This window comes from Priestia sp. MDV22-iso46 (genome assembly GCF_058629175.1).
The window spans coordinates 167,007-184,644 of the sequence record NZ_JBZVWT010000004.1; the positions used below are offsets into that span (position 1 = coordinate 167,007).

The following is a 17,638-nucleotide window of genomic DNA, read 5'->3' on the forward strand; positions in this document are numbered from 1 at the left end:
TTCGTCTGTCTCTTTACGAGTACTACTCTCTTAACGAGTTATTTTCTATTGTGATTTCCCCTACCTCACTCTTACAATAAAAAAGGGGAATGTAGAATGAACGTTCAATCGATTACAAAAGAACAAGCTTGGGAAGTCAGACATACCGTCATGTGGCCTGATAAAGATTTCAGTTATATTCAGCTTAAAGATGATCCATCAGGCATTCACTATGGACTGTTTGAAGAAGGAGAGTTAAAATCAGTTGTTTCCTTATTTATAACAGGTGATGAAGCTCAATTTCGAAAATTTGCTACTCTCAAAAAAGAACAAGGAAAAGGATATGGCAGTCGTCTACTAGAGGAGGTTTTTCTCAAAGCCAAGAACCTTGGGGTACGAAAGGTCTGGTGTAATGCACGAGAAAATAAAGTCTCTTTTTATCAGGCGTTCAACATGAAAAAAACGGCGCGTGTATTCACCAAATCTTCTACACGCTATATAGTGATGGAACTATTTTTTTAAGCAGCTAAAAAGCAGCGTGCGGAGGCACGCTGCTTTTACTTTACTGCTCTTGTTTAAGAGAGCCTATAATCTTAGTTTGGTTCAATCAATCCATATCGTCCATCTTTTCTTCGATATACAACATTTGTAATATTGGTCTCAGCGTTTGTAAATACAAAGAAACTATGTCCTAACATATTCATTTGCAAAATAGCCTCTTCACTATCCATTGGCTTTAAGTTAAATCGTTTTGTACGAACTAGCTCTAATTCATCTTCTTCAGTTGCAACAGCTACGTTCGCTTCGCTTTCTAATGCTGCGAACAGATACTTCTCAGCGCCTTTTTCACGCATTTTTCGATTTACTTTTGTTTTGTGTTTACGAATTTGACGCTCTAATTTATCTAGGACAAGATCGACAGCTGCGTATAAATCACTGTGTGTCTCTTCAGCTCTCAATACGAGATCATTCATTGGGATTGTGACTTCTATTTTTTGATCGTTATTGTAGACTTTTAAGTTTACATTTACGTCAGCAGTTGGTGTTTCGTCGAAATAACGCTCTAACTTACCAAGCTTTTTCTCTACGTATTCCCTAATTGCTGGAGTCACCTCAATGTTTTCACCGCGAATGTTATACATCATGTTCGAACTCCTCCTTTAATCCATTGCTATACCTCTACAATTCTACAATACCCGACACAATCCCTTCCTAAACTATTAAAATTTTTTGAAAATTTAGTGAAAATTTATGGAACCTGAGAAAAGTTTATGAAAAAACCAAAAAAATAGACCTTCTTCATAAGAAGAAGGGTTGTATTTTTTTACGTAGAATTAATTTTTTTTATCGTAAAACATCCCATCAAACGTTTTTGTTTCGTAAGGGTTTACATAGCTGTTACTATGCTTTTTTTTCGCTTTTAACAAACGGAGATCTACCATAATTTGATGCCGAATTAAGATCAGCTTTTGATCAATTTCCTTATTCATTTCGACAATTTTTTTACCCATCGATTCATTACCCCTACTTTTTGGCGGCAGTTTCTCTATGAGGTCACGTCTTTTTAATAGAAGATACTCTAACTTTTGAATGCCTTCTTCTCGATTTTTGTCAGAAAATGTTTGAATAAGCCGATAAATCTCATCCGTTAGCTGATATAGGTCGTTAATCATATTTATGCTTGACCGCCGCTTCCATGGACTTGCTGGCGGTGAAGCTGCACAACTTGCTTCCATGTATCGCGGAATTCTGTTACATATTGTTCGGCTTCATCCAAGCTTGCTGTGTCATTTTTTGTATTTGCTTCAATTAAACGCTGGTTAATATAGTCATACATAGCCATCATAGACTTAGCAACTTGCACGTTTGTATCAAGGGTAATCATTAATTCTTGAATAATATTTTGTGCTTTTAACAGATTCGTATTTTTCAGCTCAATATTTTTTTCCTGTATGCCTGTTCGTGCAAGTTTGATAAATTTTAAACACCCGTTATACAGCATAAGCGTTAACTCTCCTGGAGAAGCAGTCTGAACAGCTCCTTGCTGATACGCTTGATATGGATTATTTGCTGCCATAAACGTTCACTCCTTCTTAACTAAAATATTGCGATAACTGCGCGCTTTGAGCATTTGCATTTTGAATGGCTTTTTCCATTGCTGTAAACTGACGATAATACCGGTCCTCTACTTGTGTGAGCCTGCTTTCAAAACTAGTGATTTGGCTATTTACGCTTTTTAAATTCCGCCCAAGCAAAAATTGTTCACTTGTCCATGTTGAACGGCCAGCGCGCTGCTCAACTTTGGATACGGTTTGAGTAATCGTATCTCGTAAACGTCGTACAATCCCTTTTTCACTTGTTGTACTTCCACTTTTCATAAATAAATCCATCACAGACTGCGGATCTTTTTCAATTGCTTCTTTTAATTTAGTTCCATCGCCTTCTATGACTAGCTTGCCTCGATCGCTATAGTTTGCGCTAGTTGAAATACCAATGTCGGTTAGCTGCGAAAATGCTCCACTCACTCCTGATACAGAGGCATACCAGTTAGAACGCATTTGGTTTAGCCCGCTTGATAAAATTGAGTCTCCTTTTAACAAACCGCTTTTCGCCTTTTCATCCCACTGCTCAGCTTGTTTATCCGTTAGTTTTTCTCTTTCTTCATCAGTCAAAGGCTGATAGTTCCGGTCTCTTTCTTCCGTAATCTTTCCATTAATTTTCTCAATCAGTTCATTGTATTTGGTCACAAAATCTTTAATGGTATCAAATACTTTCTGCGTATCATTGCTTACGTTAACGCGCACATCTCCTGTGAAATTGTTTTGAAGGGTATAGGTAACGCCTCCCGTTGTAAATGTATTGGACTTACGAGTTGTTTCTAGACCGTTTAGCGTGAATTTTGCGTCTGTTCCTTTGGCATCACCGGCGAGCTGTAAAAAGCCCGTCAAAAATCCTCCTGAAAAAACCATGTTTGAACCATCCGCACTATCAGCAGAAAATAAATTTCCTGTATCTTTACGAGTCATGACAACTTTATTTGTTCCTTCATCGAAAAAGGCTGAAATGCCTACTTTTGAATTGCTGATTTGTGTGAGAAGGGTGTTTAATGAGGTGGAACCGTCAAATTCAAATGGCGTACTTCCCCCATCTTGAATATTTCCTGTTGCTTTGCCTGTACTATCATAAGTTGTCACAGAAAAGTTCAGCACATTTTGCTGATACGAGAACGCTTCAATTGTACTGCCGCTTGTTAATGTTGTACCAAACGTCATTTCACCTGTGTCTTCGTTAATGAATACTTCATTAGAATTTATAATTCCCGCCGCTGTTCCTATTCTTACGGTATAGGCTTTACTTGTACCATCCGTGGTAACAGATATAGAGTTTAAAGTGCCTGTGTTCTGATTTACAGCAGAAACAGCACCTTTAGCTAATTTCACTGTACTAGTATCCGCACTTAATGTTATAGCAGCTTGTTCCACTGTTTTCTCAGTCCACACACTTGAATCCATCGACCCGCGTTGAGACCACAAGCTTTTCGTCGGATCCATACTAGAATCAATACTAGTGCTAATACTCTGAGCAGCAGTCGCCATTGTCACGTTTGAAAGAGTATAAGAGGCATTTGCTGCTGAGGAAGTAGCTGCTGCTTTTACTTTCGTTTCATCCGATGAAGATACCGTTTTGGATGAATACGAAGACTGCAAGGTCATATTAAAAGCGAGATTATTAAATTCTGATAACAGCAAGTTCATAGAGCGATAATCATCTCGCTGCCACTCTAACGTTTGCTTTTGTTTTTTCATTTTATCAATAGGCATACGTTCAGCCTTCATTAAATCACTGACGATTTGATCAATATCCATTCCGCTTGCTAACCCACTTACTCTTACCACTTACCATCACCACCGTTTTTTTATTCATCTATTCATCAACTGTTAGCCATGAAATATGAGTGTGTTTTTTCGAATCTTCTTATTCGTTCATAGGTTCAACACTTCTCTATTTTGTATCGGTAAAACAAACATTTTTTTCATAGGTCAAATGGTGCAAGATAGAAAAAGCTCACTTATTTTTCTACAATAAGTGAGCTTTTTATTATTGGCCAAGCAAGTTCAGTTTCTGGGATAAATTTCTTTGAATATCCTTAGGAATAAGGTATGGTGCTAGATTTATAATATCTCGTAACGAATCAATGGTTACAGAGGCAGATAAATTTATATATTCATCCGTTGTATCTGCTTGCTCAAACGAAATGGAATCTGGCAAATTATTGAGCAGAGTAATTTCATTCATTTCTTTATCTACCGTGACATCAGAAGCCTTATCAATATTTAAGCGATCCCATACAAGAGACATCGGAATCGGCATTCTTCCTAAATGCACGCTATTCACCTTTAAAACAAGCTTTCCATTTTCGGCATTTGGTGTTACGTCAACTACAAACTGTGATTCCATAAAAGATACTACATGTTTATTAATATAAAATTTTATATGTTTTGGAAGCAACACGGCTTCTGCTCCGTCAACCGTTTCATCATTTTCGTAAAGGTAGCTGCGCAAATAATCATTAACATCGCTCTCGCTTAATCGGTATCCTAAAATAGGAGAGCCTCCGTTCAGTTCTAGCGACGTCGCATGAGCGGATTTTTCTTGTGCCAGTGAAGATAATGAAGCAGTCTGATCAAGTTTTTCAATATTTCTGACTGGACTAACGAAAAAGTACAACCCAACTAAAAGGATAATAAATAGAAAAATAACAGCTATAAATTTTCTCAAACACATGCACCCTCTCAAACATTCTTCTTGGAATATAATACCGATTTCTCTTTTATCATACAAGATAAATAAGATGTATGTCGAAAATTTGTATAAAATGTACGTATATACCAGACATCCCAAACAGCGAATAAGTCTATAATGAATAAATCGAGTCTTTACCGACTTAAAAAACAACAATTTTAGTAACTTAAAGTCGATTTTTATAGGAATTTGATAATTGGCACACTTCTTGCTTATTATAAAGGTAAGGGGAGGAATTTCTATTTATATTTTCAGAATTTACTTTATTTTCTAATAGTCTTTCGATAATTTTAAAGGAGTGAATACGATGGGAAACAAAACAGAATCACACGGAAAATTAAAGCAACGTCACGTTTCCATGATTTCCATTGCAGGTATTATCGGAGCCGGCTTATTTGTAGGAAGCGGATCCGTTATTAATGCAACAGGCCCAGCAGCAGTAGTTTCATATGCAGCAGCCGGACTGCTAGTCGTTCTATTGATGCGTATGCTCGGTGAAATGGCTATGGTAAACCCAGATAAAGGCTCATTCGCAACATATGCTCAGCAAGGAATTGGCGCATGGGCAGGTTATGCTGTCGGATGGCTTTACTGGTTTTTCTGGCTAATTGTAATTGCGATTGAAGCCACTGCAGGAGGAGCAATTGTTCATGAATGGCTCCCTTCCGTACCAATTTGGCTTTTAAGCTTAATCTTAACCTTTGCATTAACTTTAACAAACTTGTTCTCTGTCAAATCATTTGGAGAATTTGAATATTGGTTTGCTATGATTAAAATTGTGGCAATCGTTGCTTTTATGGGAATCGGTTTAGCTATTATTTTCGGATTAATCCCAGGTACATCTTCACCTGGTCTAGCTAATTTAACGGACCACGGAGGCTTTATGCCAAAAGGTACGAACTCTATCTTTTTGGGAGTTATTACCGTTATTTTCTCTTATTTCGGGGCTGAAATTGCGGCTATTGCAGCTAGTGAATCAGAAAACCCAGCAAAAGCTATCACAACTGCTATTCGCAGTGTCGTATGGCGAATTTTAATTTTCTATATTGGTTCAGTTGCTATTTTAGTAACTCTTTTACCTTGGAACTCAGCTGATTTACTAAAAAGTCCATATGTAACAATGTTAGAAATGGTCAATATTCCAGCAGCTGCACAAATTATGAATTTAGTCGTATTAGTATCCGTTTTGTCTTGCTTGAACTCTGCTTTGTATACGAACTCACGAATGATTTTATCATTAGCTCAAAAAGGACAAGCTCCTCGCGCTTTAGCAAAAGTAAGCAAATCAGGCGTGCCGGCAAGAGCTGTATGGATTAGCACAGCTGCCGCATATGTATGTGCTATCTTTAGCTTCGTTTCGCCGGATAAACTCTTTTTATTCTTAGTTAATGCATCGGGAGCCATTGCTCTTATTGTGTACTTAGCTATCGCTATTTCTCATTTACGCCTGCGTAAGAAAATGAATCGAGCAAACCAGCCAATTAAAGGGATGAAAATGTGGTTGTTCCCGTATTTAACATACGTAACAATTGCTGTTATTACCGTGATCTTCTTATCAATGGCATTTATTGATTCGATGCGCTCACAGTTTTTCTTAACTCTTGGATTAACCGCTGTGGTTCTTCTTTCATACTCGTTCATCAAAAAAACAAACAACAAGCGACCTGACGATCAATTTTCCGAGTCAGAAAATATTGCAAAATAAAAAAGCCGCAGATGCGGCTTTTTTATTTTGCTTTTGATTATTTCTCAACCGATATGTCACGATGAAGATTTCGAAGCGGCTGAGGAGGGCAAATACGTCGCGTCGCGTAAGAAACGATAAGAATGGTTAACAACCCGCCTGCCATCGCAAATGTACGAAACGGAAACATGACCACTCCGTCTTCAATCATCGGATACGGAAGTAGCGCTTTTAAATGAAGCAGCGGTTCTCCTCCACCTATTCGAAGAACAAGAGACACAATAAACCCAGCCAAAGATCCGTACCAGTTAGCTCCTTTAAAGAATAAAGCACAAACCAACTGCGGAAAAAGTATACAATACACTAGGTCCCCTGATAAATACCATAAAGAGTAGACACTCTCAGAGTTTAAAGCAATTAGAGTTGCTCCCGTTCCAATGATAATGATAGCACGTTTAATAACTTTATCTAACTGCGCCTGTGTCGCATTTGGTTTTACAATCGGACGATACACGTTCCAGGCTGCCATCCCCGACGCTGAAAGCAACGAAGCCGCTACTGCAGCCATAACGGCAGCAGCTAGGCCTCCAAGCGCAATCGCTCCTACTAAATCGGGCGTTAGGTATTTAAATACATACGTTAAAATCATGGACGCGCTCTCAGGGCTTGACGCTCCAAATGAAGACCAGTCTGCACTATAACCTATCATTCCTATTAATGTTGGAGGCAAGGCCGCTAACGCGCAAAAGATGCCGGCTGTAATAGATAGCCACATTGCTGCTTTTTCATTTTTAGCAGATAACACGCGCTGAAAATAAATTTGCCATGGAATACCACCAAAAATAAGTAAAAATGTGCTATCCCACCATTGCCAATATGTATTTCCCCATTTCGGATCTTCCCAGCCTTTTAATGGAGGAAATAAATGAAGAGAACCAGTCATGCCTTCTGAATAAGTAGAAAAAACGGCTCCCACCCCTCCCGTATTCGAAAATGCAAAGGGAAGCACCAGAAATAGCCCTAAAAACATAATAGAAAGCTGTAAGATATCGGTATGTGCTACTGCCCACAAGCCGCCAATCACGGTGTATGCAATGGCAATAAGTGCGGAAAGAATGATGGAAATTGAAAAACTGAGGCCTAAAATCACACCGAATGTTGTTCCTAAAGCAGTTAAGATAGCTGCGCTCCAAAACAGCTCTCCCAGTATAGCTGGAAAATAAAGAACCGTAGCCATTTTCTTACCGAAACGAGATTCTAGAGGATCGAGCATTGTCATAAACTCAAACCTTCTCATCTTTCTAGCAAAAAAGATACCGCCTAAAATCAAGCTGATTGAATAACACCATGGCGCTTGAGTCCATGTCAGCCCTGAGGAATAAACGGTTTCGGCCGTTCCAGCAATATACCCTCCACCTACCCAAGTGGCGGTCATTGTGAACATTGAAATCCATAGCGGCATAGATCTTCCTGCAACAAGCATATCATCTGATTTTCCTTTTTTACTTGCAGCGGCTCGAGCACCAATAAAATAAATAACACCATACATAATGAACATTAAAATGAGGCCTGGCCAATAGAGATCTGGATTATAGAGAGAATAGATAAATGCGACAACCATAAAGATGGAAAATCCTATAATAGTTGTCCATAAGGGGGTTAGTAGACGGTTGTTCCTGTTTGATTTCCCTGAAAAGTCGGAAGTCTCATTCGACTTTTCAGGCCTGGCTTGTTGTGTGTCTGAACGAAATGGTTTTTTAGCATTTTGCATCGTCTCACATCCTTTAAATTGATAAAGAAATCTAAAGACAAACTTGTCCTCTATTCCTTTTTCCTACCAGCATACAATTAAACCTAAAAATAGATTTTTTAGAATAAAATATAAATAGTTGGATTATAAATACCAATGCGAAGGGGAGAAATTACGTTTATATAATTATATTAAAATAATTTAAATCGACTTTTTTTATTGAATTCACAATTATTTTCATCTTCCATCTAAACTCCTTTCTTAATTTCCACATTCAAAATCCTTTGTTTTTCAAGGTTTGTATGCAAGCAGATATAGTACTATGGTTAATATATCTGAATGTTTAGGATATTGTCAAAAAAGTTTGAGTGTTTTCATATAAAAAAAGAATAATATTCTCATAGCTCATACATAAAAAAACCTTTTGTATCAAGGGACATAGCAATCAGTGATTTTTTATCACTTTTTGTTAAATTTTTTCTTAATATCCGAATGATTAGTCTCTTACAGAGCAGATAATCTAATGAATTCTGAACATTCTGAGTTTTTGCATTTGACTAAATTAAATAACCGATGCTATAATTCGAATTGTTAAGAACGTTAAATATAAATTTAACAAATTCTATTATTTGGAGGTTGATGCTATTGGAACAAACACTTACGCTTGAAAAAATGCACATAAACGGCGAATGGGTTGAAGCACGCAGCGGCGAGAAAAGAGAGATTATAAATCCTTTTAATCAAGAGGTTATCGCTGTCGTTACAGAAGGAAATCGTGCTGATACTGTAGAAGCTATTGAAGCAGCTAGAAAAGCTTTTGATGCAGGTCAATGGTCTAAATTTACAGCGGCCCAAAGGGGTTCTTTACTATTTAAAGTAGTGGAAGAAATTCGTAATGATCGTGAAGAACTCGCAAAACTTGAAACCTTGAATACTGGAAAAACCCTCGTTGAAAGCCTGGCAGACATGGATGGAATTGCTGATGTCTTTCAATACTATGCTGGATTAGCAGATAAAGATGGTGGACAGATGATTGAGTCACCTAATCCCGATTCTGTTAGCCGCGTTGTCCGCGAACCTGTAGGTGTATGCAGCCAAATTACTCCTTGGAATTATCCTTTATTGCAAGCCTCTTGGAAATTGGCTCCGGCACTTGCTGCTGGGAATACAATTGTTATTAAACCAAGCGAAATCACCCCTTTAACAACTATTCATATGATGAAAATTTTTGAAAGAGTTGGCTTTCCAGCAGGCGTCATTAACATTGTACTCGGCCCGGGTGCGACCGTTGGACAAGAAATGGCAGAAAGTCACTTAGTAGATTTAGTTTCCTTTACAGGTGGCGGTGTATCTGGACGTAAAGTCATGCAGGCTGCCGCAGGCAACTTTAAAAAAATCGCTCTTGAACTTGGTGGAAAAAATCCGAATATCGTCTTTGCTGACGCTGACTTTGACACTGCGGTTGACTATGCATTAAATGCGGTCTTCTTTCATGCCGGTCAAGTTTGTTCAGCTGGTGCAAGATTACTCGTTCAAGATGATATTCACGATAAATTTGTTTCAGCAGTTATTGAACAAGCCAAAAAAATTAAGCTAGGAGACGGCATGGATGAAGCTACTCAAATGGGACCCGTCATCTCAAAAGAACACCTAGCTAAAGTGGAACATTACATTGAGCTTGGCAAACAAGAAGGTGCTTCCCTTGTTTTAGGAGGCAAACGTCCAACTCAAGAGTCTTTACAAAAAGGTTTATTCATTGAACCAACTATTTTTACAGACTGTCATGGAGATATGAAAGTTGTCCAAGAAGAGTCATTTGGTCCAATTATGACCATTGAGCGCTTCAGCACCGAAGAAGAAGCGGTGGCACTTGCTAACGATACAATCTATGGATTAGCTGGAGCCGTTTGGACAAGTGATATGAATCGAGCTGAACGTGTAGTGAAAGCACTCCGTATGGGAACAACTTGGATTAACGATTATCATCCCTACTTCCCGCAGGCTCCTTGGGGAGGATATAAGCAATCTGGGATCGGAAGAGAGCTTAGCCACATTGGGCTAGAAGAATATACGGAAATTAAACATATTTATACGAATACAAATCCACAGCCAATGCGCTGGTTTCAATAAAATTCAAGGGGGAATGTAAAGATGTTTATGCGATTTGAAAGAATGGAACGTTTAAAAAGTTTTGAGATGCCAACGGTTGTAAAACATGGAATTGGTGCTGTTAAGCATACTGGAGAAGAAGTAAAAAACCTAGGTGTATCTAAGGTTTTACTAGTAACAGATCCTGGTGTAAAAAAAGTAGGTTTAGCAGATCCTGTAATCGCTAGTTTAAAAGAAGCGGACGTAGACGTTATTCTATTTGACCAAGTAGAAGCCAACCCTTCTATTCACGTGGTAGCAGACGGCACAAAAATGTACAAAGAAAATGGATGCAACGGACTAGTAGCTGTTGGAGGCGGAAGCTCAATGGATACGGCAAAAGCTATTGGTGTAGAAGTAGCTCATAATGCTCCCGTCTTAGATTATGAAGCAGCTGAAGGAAAAAAACCTTTAACAAAACGTATCCCTCCTTTAACAACCATTCCTACAACTGCGGGTACAGGAAGTGAGGTCACACAATGGGCTGTCATTACAGATCCTGTTCGTGAGTTTAAGTTTAATACAGGTGGACCTTTAATTGCTGCTCACTTAACAATTATTGATCCAGAACTGCACGTATCTATGCCTTCACATATTACGGCCGGTACAGGAATTGACGCATTAGCTCATGCAATTGAATGTTATACATGTCACTTTGCACAACCAATGACGGACTCTGTTGCTTTATTGGCTATTGAGTACGTTGGAAAATACTTACGACGTGCAGTTGCAAATGGACAGGATATCGAAGCACGCTATGGAATGGCGCATGCAGCTATGCTTGCTGGCCTTTCATATGGAAGTGAATCTGCAGGAGCAGCTCACGCGATGGCTCAAACATTAGGAGGCATTTATCCAATTGCCCATGGCCCTTGCGTAGCAGCAATGCTAGGTCCTGTAATGGAATATAACTGGATGGGCGAGCCTGAAAAATTTGCGCGCATAGCTCAAGCTTTAGGAGTTAATACACACGAATTAACGCTTGAAGAAGCAGCTCAAGCAGCTGTTCGTGAAGTATATCAACTAGTTAAAGATGTACAAATCCCTTCTTTAGAAGAACAAGGTGTTCCAAAAGAAGCGGTTTCTCGCTTAGCTCAAGAAGCATTTAATGATCCACAAACAGTTGGTAACCCTCGTGATTTAACTGTAAAAAGTTACGAATGGATTTATAACCGCTGTTTTGAAGCTACACCATTAACCGTATAAAAATGATAAAAAGGCTGTTGATTTTTCAACAGCCTTTTTTATTTACTCTTTCGCTAATTCTTCATTTAAAATATCGATGATTCTTCGGTCGTCAAAAACTTTCACTACTTTTTTCAAGAAATGATAATAATGTTTGGACTCTATAATCTGCGCTAAATTACGCTTTGCTTTTACTGCGATCTCCTCAGGCACATCTTCATTATTTAAGAGAATCTGCAGCTTGTTTTCCGCTTCTTCGATTGCCTCTAAATTAACTGAAATTTCTCTTTGCCACTTCTTACAGAAAAATGAAAAAAAGGACTTAGAAAAATCTTTTTCTGCTTCATATAAGTCTTTTCGAACACCTTTTTTCCACACTTTGTGGACCATATCAATATTTTGCAGTGAACGAATGGATGTACTCATCGTTGGTTTACTCATACCCAATTCTTCACTCATTTGATCTAATGTAACAGGCTCATCCATAAAATAAAGCATGCCATACAGCCTTCCTACTGAAGGTGTGACCCCATATAAATCCATTGTATCAGCTAAAGCACTGACAACCACATCTTCTGCTTCTTTTAATAAATCATGATACTCTTGAACATCACTCATTTACTCTTCTCCTCTTTTGTTAAATTTATTTGAATTATATTTAATAAATTTAATGATACACGATAAAAAGGAAAAAAACAGAAATTCAGTTCAATTTTTTTGATAAAAAAGAAGCCTTTCTCTTGAAGAGAAAGGCTTAAGACATAGTGGGGAATACTATATGTTTATCTTTCCCGATTTAGATATTATTTATACCGTATATTTTTGATTATTTTCAAACTGATCGTTTTATTTCTTTTTCGGTAATTGTTTCAGCATATCAATAGCATGTAATGTAATTTGAGAAGCACTTTTATTTTCGTTACGTATTTCTTCATAAATCTCTTGTCTATGAATATCTACAGACTTTGGAGCTTGAATTCCTAACTTTACTTGATCACCATTAACTGCAAGGACGGTCACTTCAATTTCATCACCTATTTTGATTGTTTCATTTAACTTTCGTGTTAAAACAAGCATGGACTCACTCCTTATCTATTCATCTTACTCAAATAACCTGTGCTTCGTTTCGTAAGCTGTATTCATTAAAATCACTTGCTTAGCAAGCTGTTGCTTTGTATTAATAATAACAGGAGCCTGCAAATTAGCCGTTATCTTTTCCACAGAATCTGACATCGTAAGCAATACGTAAACAGCTGCATCTTCCGCTTGTTGTAATTGAAGCTTTTCGATTTCCTGAAGTTCTAGTTGAAAATCATAATCTAAAAAAAACTGAAATGGATCCGTGATAATAAAAGCTAATTCTTTGGTTTGAATAGACTGCAGAACTTGGAAAGCTTCGGCTTCTGGAAGTGGTAAAATAACAAATTCAGTTTCTTCCAAAAAACCTGGAATCCCTTGATTGAATGTCAGTGTTTGCTGATTATCTATTTCTATATCTCCATGATAGCTTGTTGAAATTTTCATCTCATCACACCTTTGCTAATTGATTTTTTCTTGTTATCTTTTTTCATTGTAAAAAAGCTCCTTCTGTTTAGAAGGAACTTTTTAACGCAAGAAATCTAGCAGCGTAGGCTGAATAATTTGAGCCCCTACTCCCAAAGCAGCACGATGCACGCTTTCTTGTACGGTTAAATCCGTAATGACTTTTTCAATATCTGCATCTTCATTATTTGAAAGCATCTTAGTAGCCGTAATTTCCTGTGAATCAAGGCGGTTTTCAATCAGCTCAAGCCGATTACTTCTTGCTCCCAATTCAGATCGCTCCGCTAATAGCGTAGACAGCTGCGTGTCTACCTGTGTAGAGAGATCTTTTAGTGAGTTTACATCGTTTTGTTCAAAAGCTGTTTGAACATTGTTCATTAAGTCGAATGCACCTTGTCCAAAAATATTTTCAGGGTGAATATTGACTCTCAGCTGGATACCTTTTGATACTTCAACTGAAAAAGGATCCAGGTTAATGTTCGATTCTATTATACCGCTTGCATTCTCACTTATAGGCGGTGCTCCTACATTTACACCGTTAAAGATATAGTTTCCTGCCACCTGCGTATTGCCCACTTGCATATAATCCAGCTTTAACTGTTCAATTTCACGTGCAATCGCTTGGCGGTCATCACTTTCATTCGTACCGTTTAACCCTTGCACGACCAGCTCTTTAGTGCGCTGAAGAATGGAGTTGACTTGTTCAAGTCCGGATTCTGAACTATCAAACCAAGACTGAGCTTCTGTTAAATTACGTTTATATTGATTTACTTCAGAAAGATTAGAACGATAAGCCATTCCTTTAGTAGCCACTACCGGGTCATCTGAAGGACGAGTAATTTTCTTTCCCGTTGATAATTGGTTTTGAAGTGTCTCCAGCTTATTATAGCTATTGCTAATCTGTTTTAATGAATTAGCCGCTAACATTCCTTGTGTGACGCGCATCTTTACCTTCCTCCAGTTCCAAGACCGTTTACAATTTTATCAAGCATTTCATCAATCATAGTCACCATACGGGCACTAGCGTTATATGCATGCTGAAACTGAATCATATTGGTCATCTCTTCATCTAATGAAACTGCACTGGTAGACTGGCGCCTTTGCTCTACAGCTCCCTGAAGAGTTTCTGAATTACTTTTTAAGCGGTTGGCTTGTTGGGCATCTACTGACATTTGGCCAATAACAGATTGATAAAAGCCATCTAGGGAAACAGCTTGATTCCCGGAATTAATAAGCACCTTTTGACGAAATTGAGACAATAGCTGAGCATTTTGTCCATCTCCTTTGCGGCCAGTTCCATCATCCCCAGAGGAGGCCGAAGAAGCAGCAGCAATATTGTTTGTGTTTTGTTTAATTTTATCAGCAATAACAATTCCAGCTGCAGCTCCTTCTTTCTGAGAAATCTCATTAAAAAAGGACATACCAGTATCACCATCTAGCGTGACACCTTGTTGGTGCTTATCATTAAACCAATTTACAAATTCATATGCCATTTCATCTAAATCATCAATCATTGAAGCGTAAACACCTGTTTTATTACCACTATTATCTATATATCCAGAAGCCTCAATTAACCCTTTAAGTTTTCCTTGAGGAAATGACTCAGGGTTCCGTATCTCATCCCCTATATGAATTTCCGTCACATAGGAATCTTGATTTGTTTTCAAACTGATGGCATTTACTTGATGAGTTTTCCCATCTAAAAGAGTAATAGGCCCTTGAGACGTTTGAAGCTGAACCGTTACCACTCCTTCTGACGTTGCAGAAGCGTTCCCGCTGCTTTTTGTATACTCTAAAGAAACCGGCATAAATTTAGAAATCTCATCTAGCAGCCGATCTCTTTCATCATACAAATCATTAGGCAAATAGCCATTCGGTTCTACGTTTTGTATTTGTTGGTTCACATTACTTATTTGCTCTAACAAAGAATTCACTTGTGTTACCGCTACGTCACGCTCGTTTTGTAAATCACCTTGAACCGTTTTTAAAGAAGTAGATAAATAAGAGAAAGTATCGCCTACTGCTTCAGCTCGTTCAATCATAACAGACCTGGCTCCTGCTTCTGAAGGGTGTGAAGCTACATCTTGAATGGACCCAAAGAATTGATTAAAAACAGCTGAAAGTCCATCTTCAGTAGGTTCATTCATAATTTCCTCCATTTTTTCAAGAGCACCAGCGCGCGCATCCCAATACCCCACTTTAATGGTTTCATCTCGATACTGGGTATCTAAAAATGTATCACGTATTCGCTCTACCGTGCTGGCTTCTACTCCCATTCCTATTTGGCCCGCAGTTCCAGTCTGATTCATCCCTGGGGCTGGATAAGCTGGGAACGTTTCTAAACTTACTCGCTGACGCGTATAGCCCGGCGTATTTGCATTAGATACGTTATGGCCAATCGTGTAAAGAGCCGCTTGTTGGGCATCCATTCCTCGTTTAGCCACCTGCAAACCATGAAATGTTGAACTCATTCTGCTTTCCTCCGTTCTTTATGCCTTCGAATTAAAAATAGAGTTGGACTGAAACGATCTATTATTTGTTTTTGTGTAATTGAACGAATCCTCTCGTTTCGATGGAACAAGAAGGTCTAGTTCGGTATGAATCAGCTGCAAAGACTGTGTGAGCAGCTGATTGTTTAAGTCATTTGCATACTTTATATCTTGAATTATATCTATTAGCTGTTTTTGAAAGGGTATCAAGATGGAGTACTCAGAGAATGAGCCTGCTATTTCTTCAATGGAGCGAGCAGCATGTCCGCTTTTTTCCATCGCTTCTATACGTTTTGTTTCCAGTGCAGAAATAGCAGCTATATGAGATTGCTCTTTTTGCAAAGAAGCCGTCAATGCCTTTACATCTTGTTTAATAATAAAGTTCGTTTTCTCTTTAACAATAACAGACAAACTTTTGTGAAGCGTTACTTGTTTTTCTAGTATCGTTTGAATTTCTTGCACGTTCAATCAATGTCAGTCCTTTTATTTTTTATAGAAATCTACAATACTTTTAGCAATTTCTTTTCCGTTAATTTCGTATGTTCCGCTGTTAATTTGCTGTTTTAGTTTCTCCAATTTTTCAAGTCTTTCTGGAGATGGTTCATTTCCCTGAAGTTTCTTCGCCTCAGATGAAATATGAATCTGATCTTGTGGATTCTTTTTAGAGACCTGTTCTATTTTTTCTGATTGTTTTTTGTACGGATTTATTCCAAATAAGTTCGATGGATTAATCTTCATCTCTCTCACCTCTTTTTATATTTGTATCCGTTATCTCTATTCATTATATCGGAATTTCCGCCTAAACCTTTAGCATCGGCAAGGAAGTTGAGACCATTTTCACAGTCCACCTTAAACATAGGTCTATAGATAGAGAATCTTCAAACACTCAGCACACTTTCACTCTTTTTTCCTTTCGTTAGAACGATAGGTGGGACGCGTCGGCTCTTCATTTGAACGAATCATCTCACGATTATGCTTTTCTAACCCATGTTTAATTTCTTGAGAGCATGAATGACAAAGTTTCCCTTCTCGAATCTGAGCGTTGCATTGCATGCATGGATAGCTTATATTTGGAAAATTAGTTAGCACTAAGCGACCTTGTCGAATAAATTGATAAATTAACGAATCTGAAACGCCCGTTTCTTTCATCACTTCGTAAGTCGTTGCTGTACGATTTGCTCTCTTCTTCAAGAATGAAGAAACACGTTGAAACAGAGCTTCTTCTTTGTCAAAACATGATTTACATATGTTTATTGATCCACTTTTTACAAATAAATGACCGCATTCCCTGCAATTATCTAACGTTCCCATATTCGAAACTCCTCATTTGTTTTTTATTTTACTATCGGTCAAAGTTTTAAATTATACATCTTCATGCACGAATTAAAGTGAGCGAACGAACTGAATGTGCCCCAGCTTCCTGCAAACAATTTGCCGCTTGGCGCACGGTTGCTCCTGTTGTATAAATATCATCAATCAAGAGAAATTCTTGATTCGTAACCATTGAGGAATCGACTACTTTAAATTCCAGCCTTTCTGCCAGCCGACTTCGCCTATTTTTCTTTGATTGCTTTGTTCCTGAACAGCGAACAAGAGGCATTTCTATGTTGTCACTGATCAGTTCAGCTAGCGCTAAAGATTGGTTAAACCCTCTCTCATATAATCTCTCGTCCGTTAAAGGTATAGGAACTAGTATAGCTTTTGGATTACATTCTTTTTTATAGAACTTATACCACTGCTCCTTGAATGCTTGGATAATTTCATAATCTCCTTGAAATTTAAAACGTTCTATTATGCTTTGCATAAAATCATTGTACGTATAAAGAGAACGGTTGAAAAAAGAAGCATCATTCCATTTCTGACAGTCCATACATGTGTCTAGCTCATAATGAGAAGAAGCGAGGTCTGCAAGAGAACGGCCGCATCCCCTGCAAATGCTACTGGTGATGATGGGACATTTTTTCAAGCAAACAGTGCAAATCCTGTCCGTTGAAGAAGGTTTTAACAATGACCTCCAATCGAAAGAAGAGACAAGAGGTTCAAAACAAATCAGACATA

General features: G+C 38.1%; 19 protein-coding genes. 4 read left to right on the forward strand and 15 right to left on the reverse strand.

Going from position 1 to position 17,638, the window contains the following annotated elements; translation table 11 throughout:
- Nucleotides 1-96 precede the first annotated feature (96 nt).
- Entirely contained in the window at nt 97-501 is a 405-nt protein-coding gene (locus AC4NPH_RS21750; RefSeq protein ID WP_013059749.1) for a GNAT family N-acetyltransferase, read from the forward strand.
- Between the two features lie 71 nt (nt 502-572).
- On the opposite strand, the gene hpf is transcribed toward AC4NPH_RS21750, so the two are convergent.
- The 5 genes from hpf to AC4NPH_RS21775 form a co-directional block, all read right to left on the reverse strand.
- Nucleotides 573-1,124, reverse strand: coding sequence for a ribosome hibernation-promoting factor, HPF/YfiA family (hpf, locus tag AC4NPH_RS21755; RefSeq protein WP_013059750.1), 552 nt, complete (start codon nt 1,122-1,124; stop codon nt 573-575).
- A 189-nt stretch (nt 1,125-1,313) separates the two neighbouring features.
- The gene (gene fliT, locus AC4NPH_RS21760) at nt 1,314-1,652 is read right to left on the reverse strand and encodes a flagellar protein FliT (protein ID WP_013059751.1); all 339 of its coding nucleotides are present in this window, start codon (nt 1,650-1,652) and stop codon (nt 1,314-1,316) included.
- A gap of 2 nt (nt 1,653-1,654) precedes the next feature.
- On the reverse strand, nt 1,655-2,056 hold the full coding sequence (gene fliS, locus AC4NPH_RS21765) for a flagellar export chaperone FliS (RefSeq protein WP_013059752.1): 402 nt from the start codon (nt 2,054-2,056) through the stop codon (nt 1,655-1,657).
- A gap of 16 nt (nt 2,057-2,072) precedes the next feature.
- On the reverse strand, nt 2,073-3,875 hold the full coding sequence (locus tag AC4NPH_RS21770) for a flagellar hook-associated protein 2 (RefSeq protein ID WP_491938922.1): 1,803 nt from the start codon (nt 3,873-3,875) through the stop codon (nt 2,073-2,075).
- Nucleotides 3,876-4,077: 202 nt separating this feature from the next.
- Nucleotides 4,078-4,758: a hypothetical protein gene (locus AC4NPH_RS21775; protein WP_074896293.1), complete on the reverse strand. Its 681-nt coding sequence runs from the start codon at nt 4,756-4,758 to the stop codon at nt 4,078-4,080.
- A gap of 331 nt (nt 4,759-5,089) precedes the next feature.
- Here AC4NPH_RS21775 and AC4NPH_RS21780 point away from each other — a divergent pair, with 331 nt between their 5' ends.
- A complete protein-coding gene (locus AC4NPH_RS21780; protein WP_491938923.1) occupies nt 5,090-6,487 on the forward strand; it encodes an amino acid permease in 1,398 nt (465 codons plus the stop codon).
- Nucleotides 6,488-6,524: 37 nt separating this feature from the next.
- Here the strand turns inward: AC4NPH_RS21780 and AC4NPH_RS21785 are convergent, their stop codons facing one another.
- Complete coding sequence (locus AC4NPH_RS21785) at nt 6,525-8,237, reverse strand: high affinity choline transporter 1 (RefSeq protein ID WP_098196945.1); 1,713 nt, start codon at nt 8,235-8,237, stop codon at nt 6,525-6,527.
- Between the two features lie 618 nt (nt 8,238-8,855).
- Between AC4NPH_RS21785 and betB the strand changes: the two genes are divergently transcribed.
- Together betB and gbsB are read left to right on the forward strand one after the other, a co-directional pair.
- Entirely contained in the window at nt 8,856-10,346 is a 1,491-nt protein-coding gene (betB, locus tag AC4NPH_RS21790) for a betaine-aldehyde dehydrogenase (protein WP_170959546.1), read from the forward strand.
- 21 nt (nt 10,347-10,367) lie between these two features.
- The gene (gene gbsB / locus AC4NPH_RS21795) at nt 10,368-11,570 is read left to right on the forward strand and encodes a choline dehydrogenase (protein WP_016765895.1); all 1,203 of its coding nucleotides are present in this window, start codon (nt 10,368-10,370) and stop codon (nt 11,568-11,570) included.
- Between the two features lie 42 nt (nt 11,571-11,612).
- Here the strand turns inward: gbsB and cudC are convergent, their stop codons facing one another.
- From cudC to AC4NPH_RS21840, 9 genes are all read right to left on the reverse strand, one after another.
- Complete coding sequence (cudC, locus tag AC4NPH_RS21800; RefSeq protein WP_013059759.1) at nt 11,613-12,167, reverse strand: choline uptake/conversion transcriptional regulator CudC; 555 nt, start codon at nt 12,165-12,167, stop codon at nt 11,613-11,615.
- Nucleotides 12,168-12,395: 228 nt separating this feature from the next.
- On the reverse strand, nt 12,396-12,626 hold the full coding sequence (gene csrA, locus AC4NPH_RS21805) for a carbon storage regulator CsrA (RefSeq protein WP_013085431.1): 231 nt from the start codon (nt 12,624-12,626) through the stop codon (nt 12,396-12,398).
- A gap of 24 nt (nt 12,627-12,650) precedes the next feature.
- Nucleotides 12,651-13,073, reverse strand: a complete 423-nt coding sequence (gene fliW / locus AC4NPH_RS21810) for a flagellar assembly protein FliW (protein ID WP_013059761.1) — start codon at nt 13,071-13,073, stop codon at nt 12,651-12,653.
- An 81-nt stretch (nt 13,074-13,154) separates the two neighbouring features.
- Nucleotides 13,155-14,036 carry a flagellar hook-associated protein FlgL gene (gene flgL, locus AC4NPH_RS21815; RefSeq protein WP_025752533.1) on the reverse strand — a complete coding sequence of 294 codons (882 nt, stop codon included), beginning with the start codon at nt 14,034-14,036 and terminating at the stop codon, nt 13,155-13,157.
- Between the two features lie 2 nt (nt 14,037-14,038).
- Entirely contained in the window at nt 14,039-15,562 is a 1,524-nt protein-coding gene (gene flgK, locus AC4NPH_RS21820; RefSeq protein WP_098196943.1) for a flagellar hook-associated protein FlgK, read from the reverse strand.
- An 18-nt stretch (nt 15,563-15,580) separates the two neighbouring features.
- Nucleotides 15,581-16,042 (reverse strand): flagellar protein FlgN, encoded by a 462-nt coding sequence (locus AC4NPH_RS21825; protein WP_223269021.1) that lies wholly within the window; start codon nt 16,040-16,042, stop codon nt 15,581-15,583.
- A gap of 21 nt (nt 16,043-16,063) precedes the next feature.
- A complete protein-coding gene (gene flgM, locus AC4NPH_RS21830; RefSeq protein ID WP_029319359.1) occupies nt 16,064-16,318 on the reverse strand; it encodes a flagellar biosynthesis anti-sigma factor FlgM in 255 nt (84 codons plus the stop codon).
- Between the two features lie 159 nt (nt 16,319-16,477).
- Entirely contained in the window at nt 16,478-16,891 is a 414-nt protein-coding gene (locus AC4NPH_RS21835) for a TIGR03826 family flagellar region protein (RefSeq protein WP_013059766.1), read from the reverse strand.
- 61 nt (nt 16,892-16,952) lie between these two features.
- On the reverse strand, nt 16,953-17,546 hold the full coding sequence (locus AC4NPH_RS21840) for a ComF family protein (protein WP_231101679.1): 594 nt from the start codon (nt 17,544-17,546) through the stop codon (nt 16,953-16,955).
- Between the last annotated feature and the right edge of the window lie 92 nt (nt 17,547-17,638).

Excerpts from the sequence above, each read along its gene's own strand:
- AC4NPH_RS21750 (WP_013059749.1), top strand. The coding sequence starts at position 97 with ATGAACGTTCAATCGATTACAAAAGAACAAGCTTGGGAAGTCAGACAT.
- hpf (WP_013059750.1), bottom strand. The coding sequence starts at position 1,124 with ATGATGTATAACATTCGCGGTGAAAACATTGAGGTGACTCCAGCAATT.
- fliT (WP_013059751.1), bottom strand. The coding sequence starts at position 1,652 with ATGATTAACGACCTATATCAGCTAACGGATGAGATTTATCGGCTTATT.
- fliS (WP_013059752.1), bottom strand. The coding sequence starts at position 2,056 with ATGGCAGCAAATAATCCATATCAAGCGTATCAGCAAGGAGCTGTTCAG.
- AC4NPH_RS21780 (WP_491938923.1), top strand. The coding sequence starts at position 5,090 with ATGGGAAACAAAACAGAATCACACGGAAAATTAAAGCAACGTCACGTT.
- AC4NPH_RS21785 (WP_098196945.1), bottom strand. The coding sequence starts at position 8,237 with ATGCAAAATGCTAAAAAACCATTTCGTTCAGACACACAACAAGCCAGG.
- betB (WP_170959546.1), top strand. The coding sequence starts at position 8,856 with ATGCTATTGGAACAAACACTTACGCTTGAAAAAATGCACATAAACGGC.
- gbsB (WP_016765895.1), top strand. The coding sequence starts at position 10,368 with ATGTTTATGCGATTTGAAAGAATGGAACGTTTAAAAAGTTTTGAGATG.
- cudC (WP_013059759.1), bottom strand. The coding sequence starts at position 12,167 with ATGAGTGATGTTCAAGAGTATCATGATTTATTAAAAGAAGCAGAAGAT.
- csrA (WP_013085431.1), bottom strand. The coding sequence starts at position 12,626 with ATGCTTGTTTTAACACGAAAGTTAAATGAAACAATCAAAATAGGTGAT.
- fliW (WP_013059761.1), bottom strand. The coding sequence starts at position 13,073 with ATGAAAATTTCAACAAGCTATCATGGAGATATAGAAATAGATAATCAG.
- flgL (WP_025752533.1), bottom strand. The coding sequence starts at position 14,036 with ATGCGCGTCACACAAGGAATGTTAGCGGCTAATTCATTAAAACAGATT.
- flgK (WP_098196943.1), bottom strand. The coding sequence starts at position 15,562 with ATGAGTTCAACATTTCATGGTTTGCAGGTGGCTAAACGAGGAATGGAT.
- flgM (WP_029319359.1), bottom strand. The coding sequence starts at position 16,318 with ATGAAGATTAATCCATCGAACTTATTTGGAATAAATCCGTACAAAAAA.
- AC4NPH_RS21835 (WP_013059766.1), bottom strand. The coding sequence starts at position 16,891 with ATGGGAACGTTAGATAATTGCAGGGAATGCGGTCATTTATTTGTAAAA.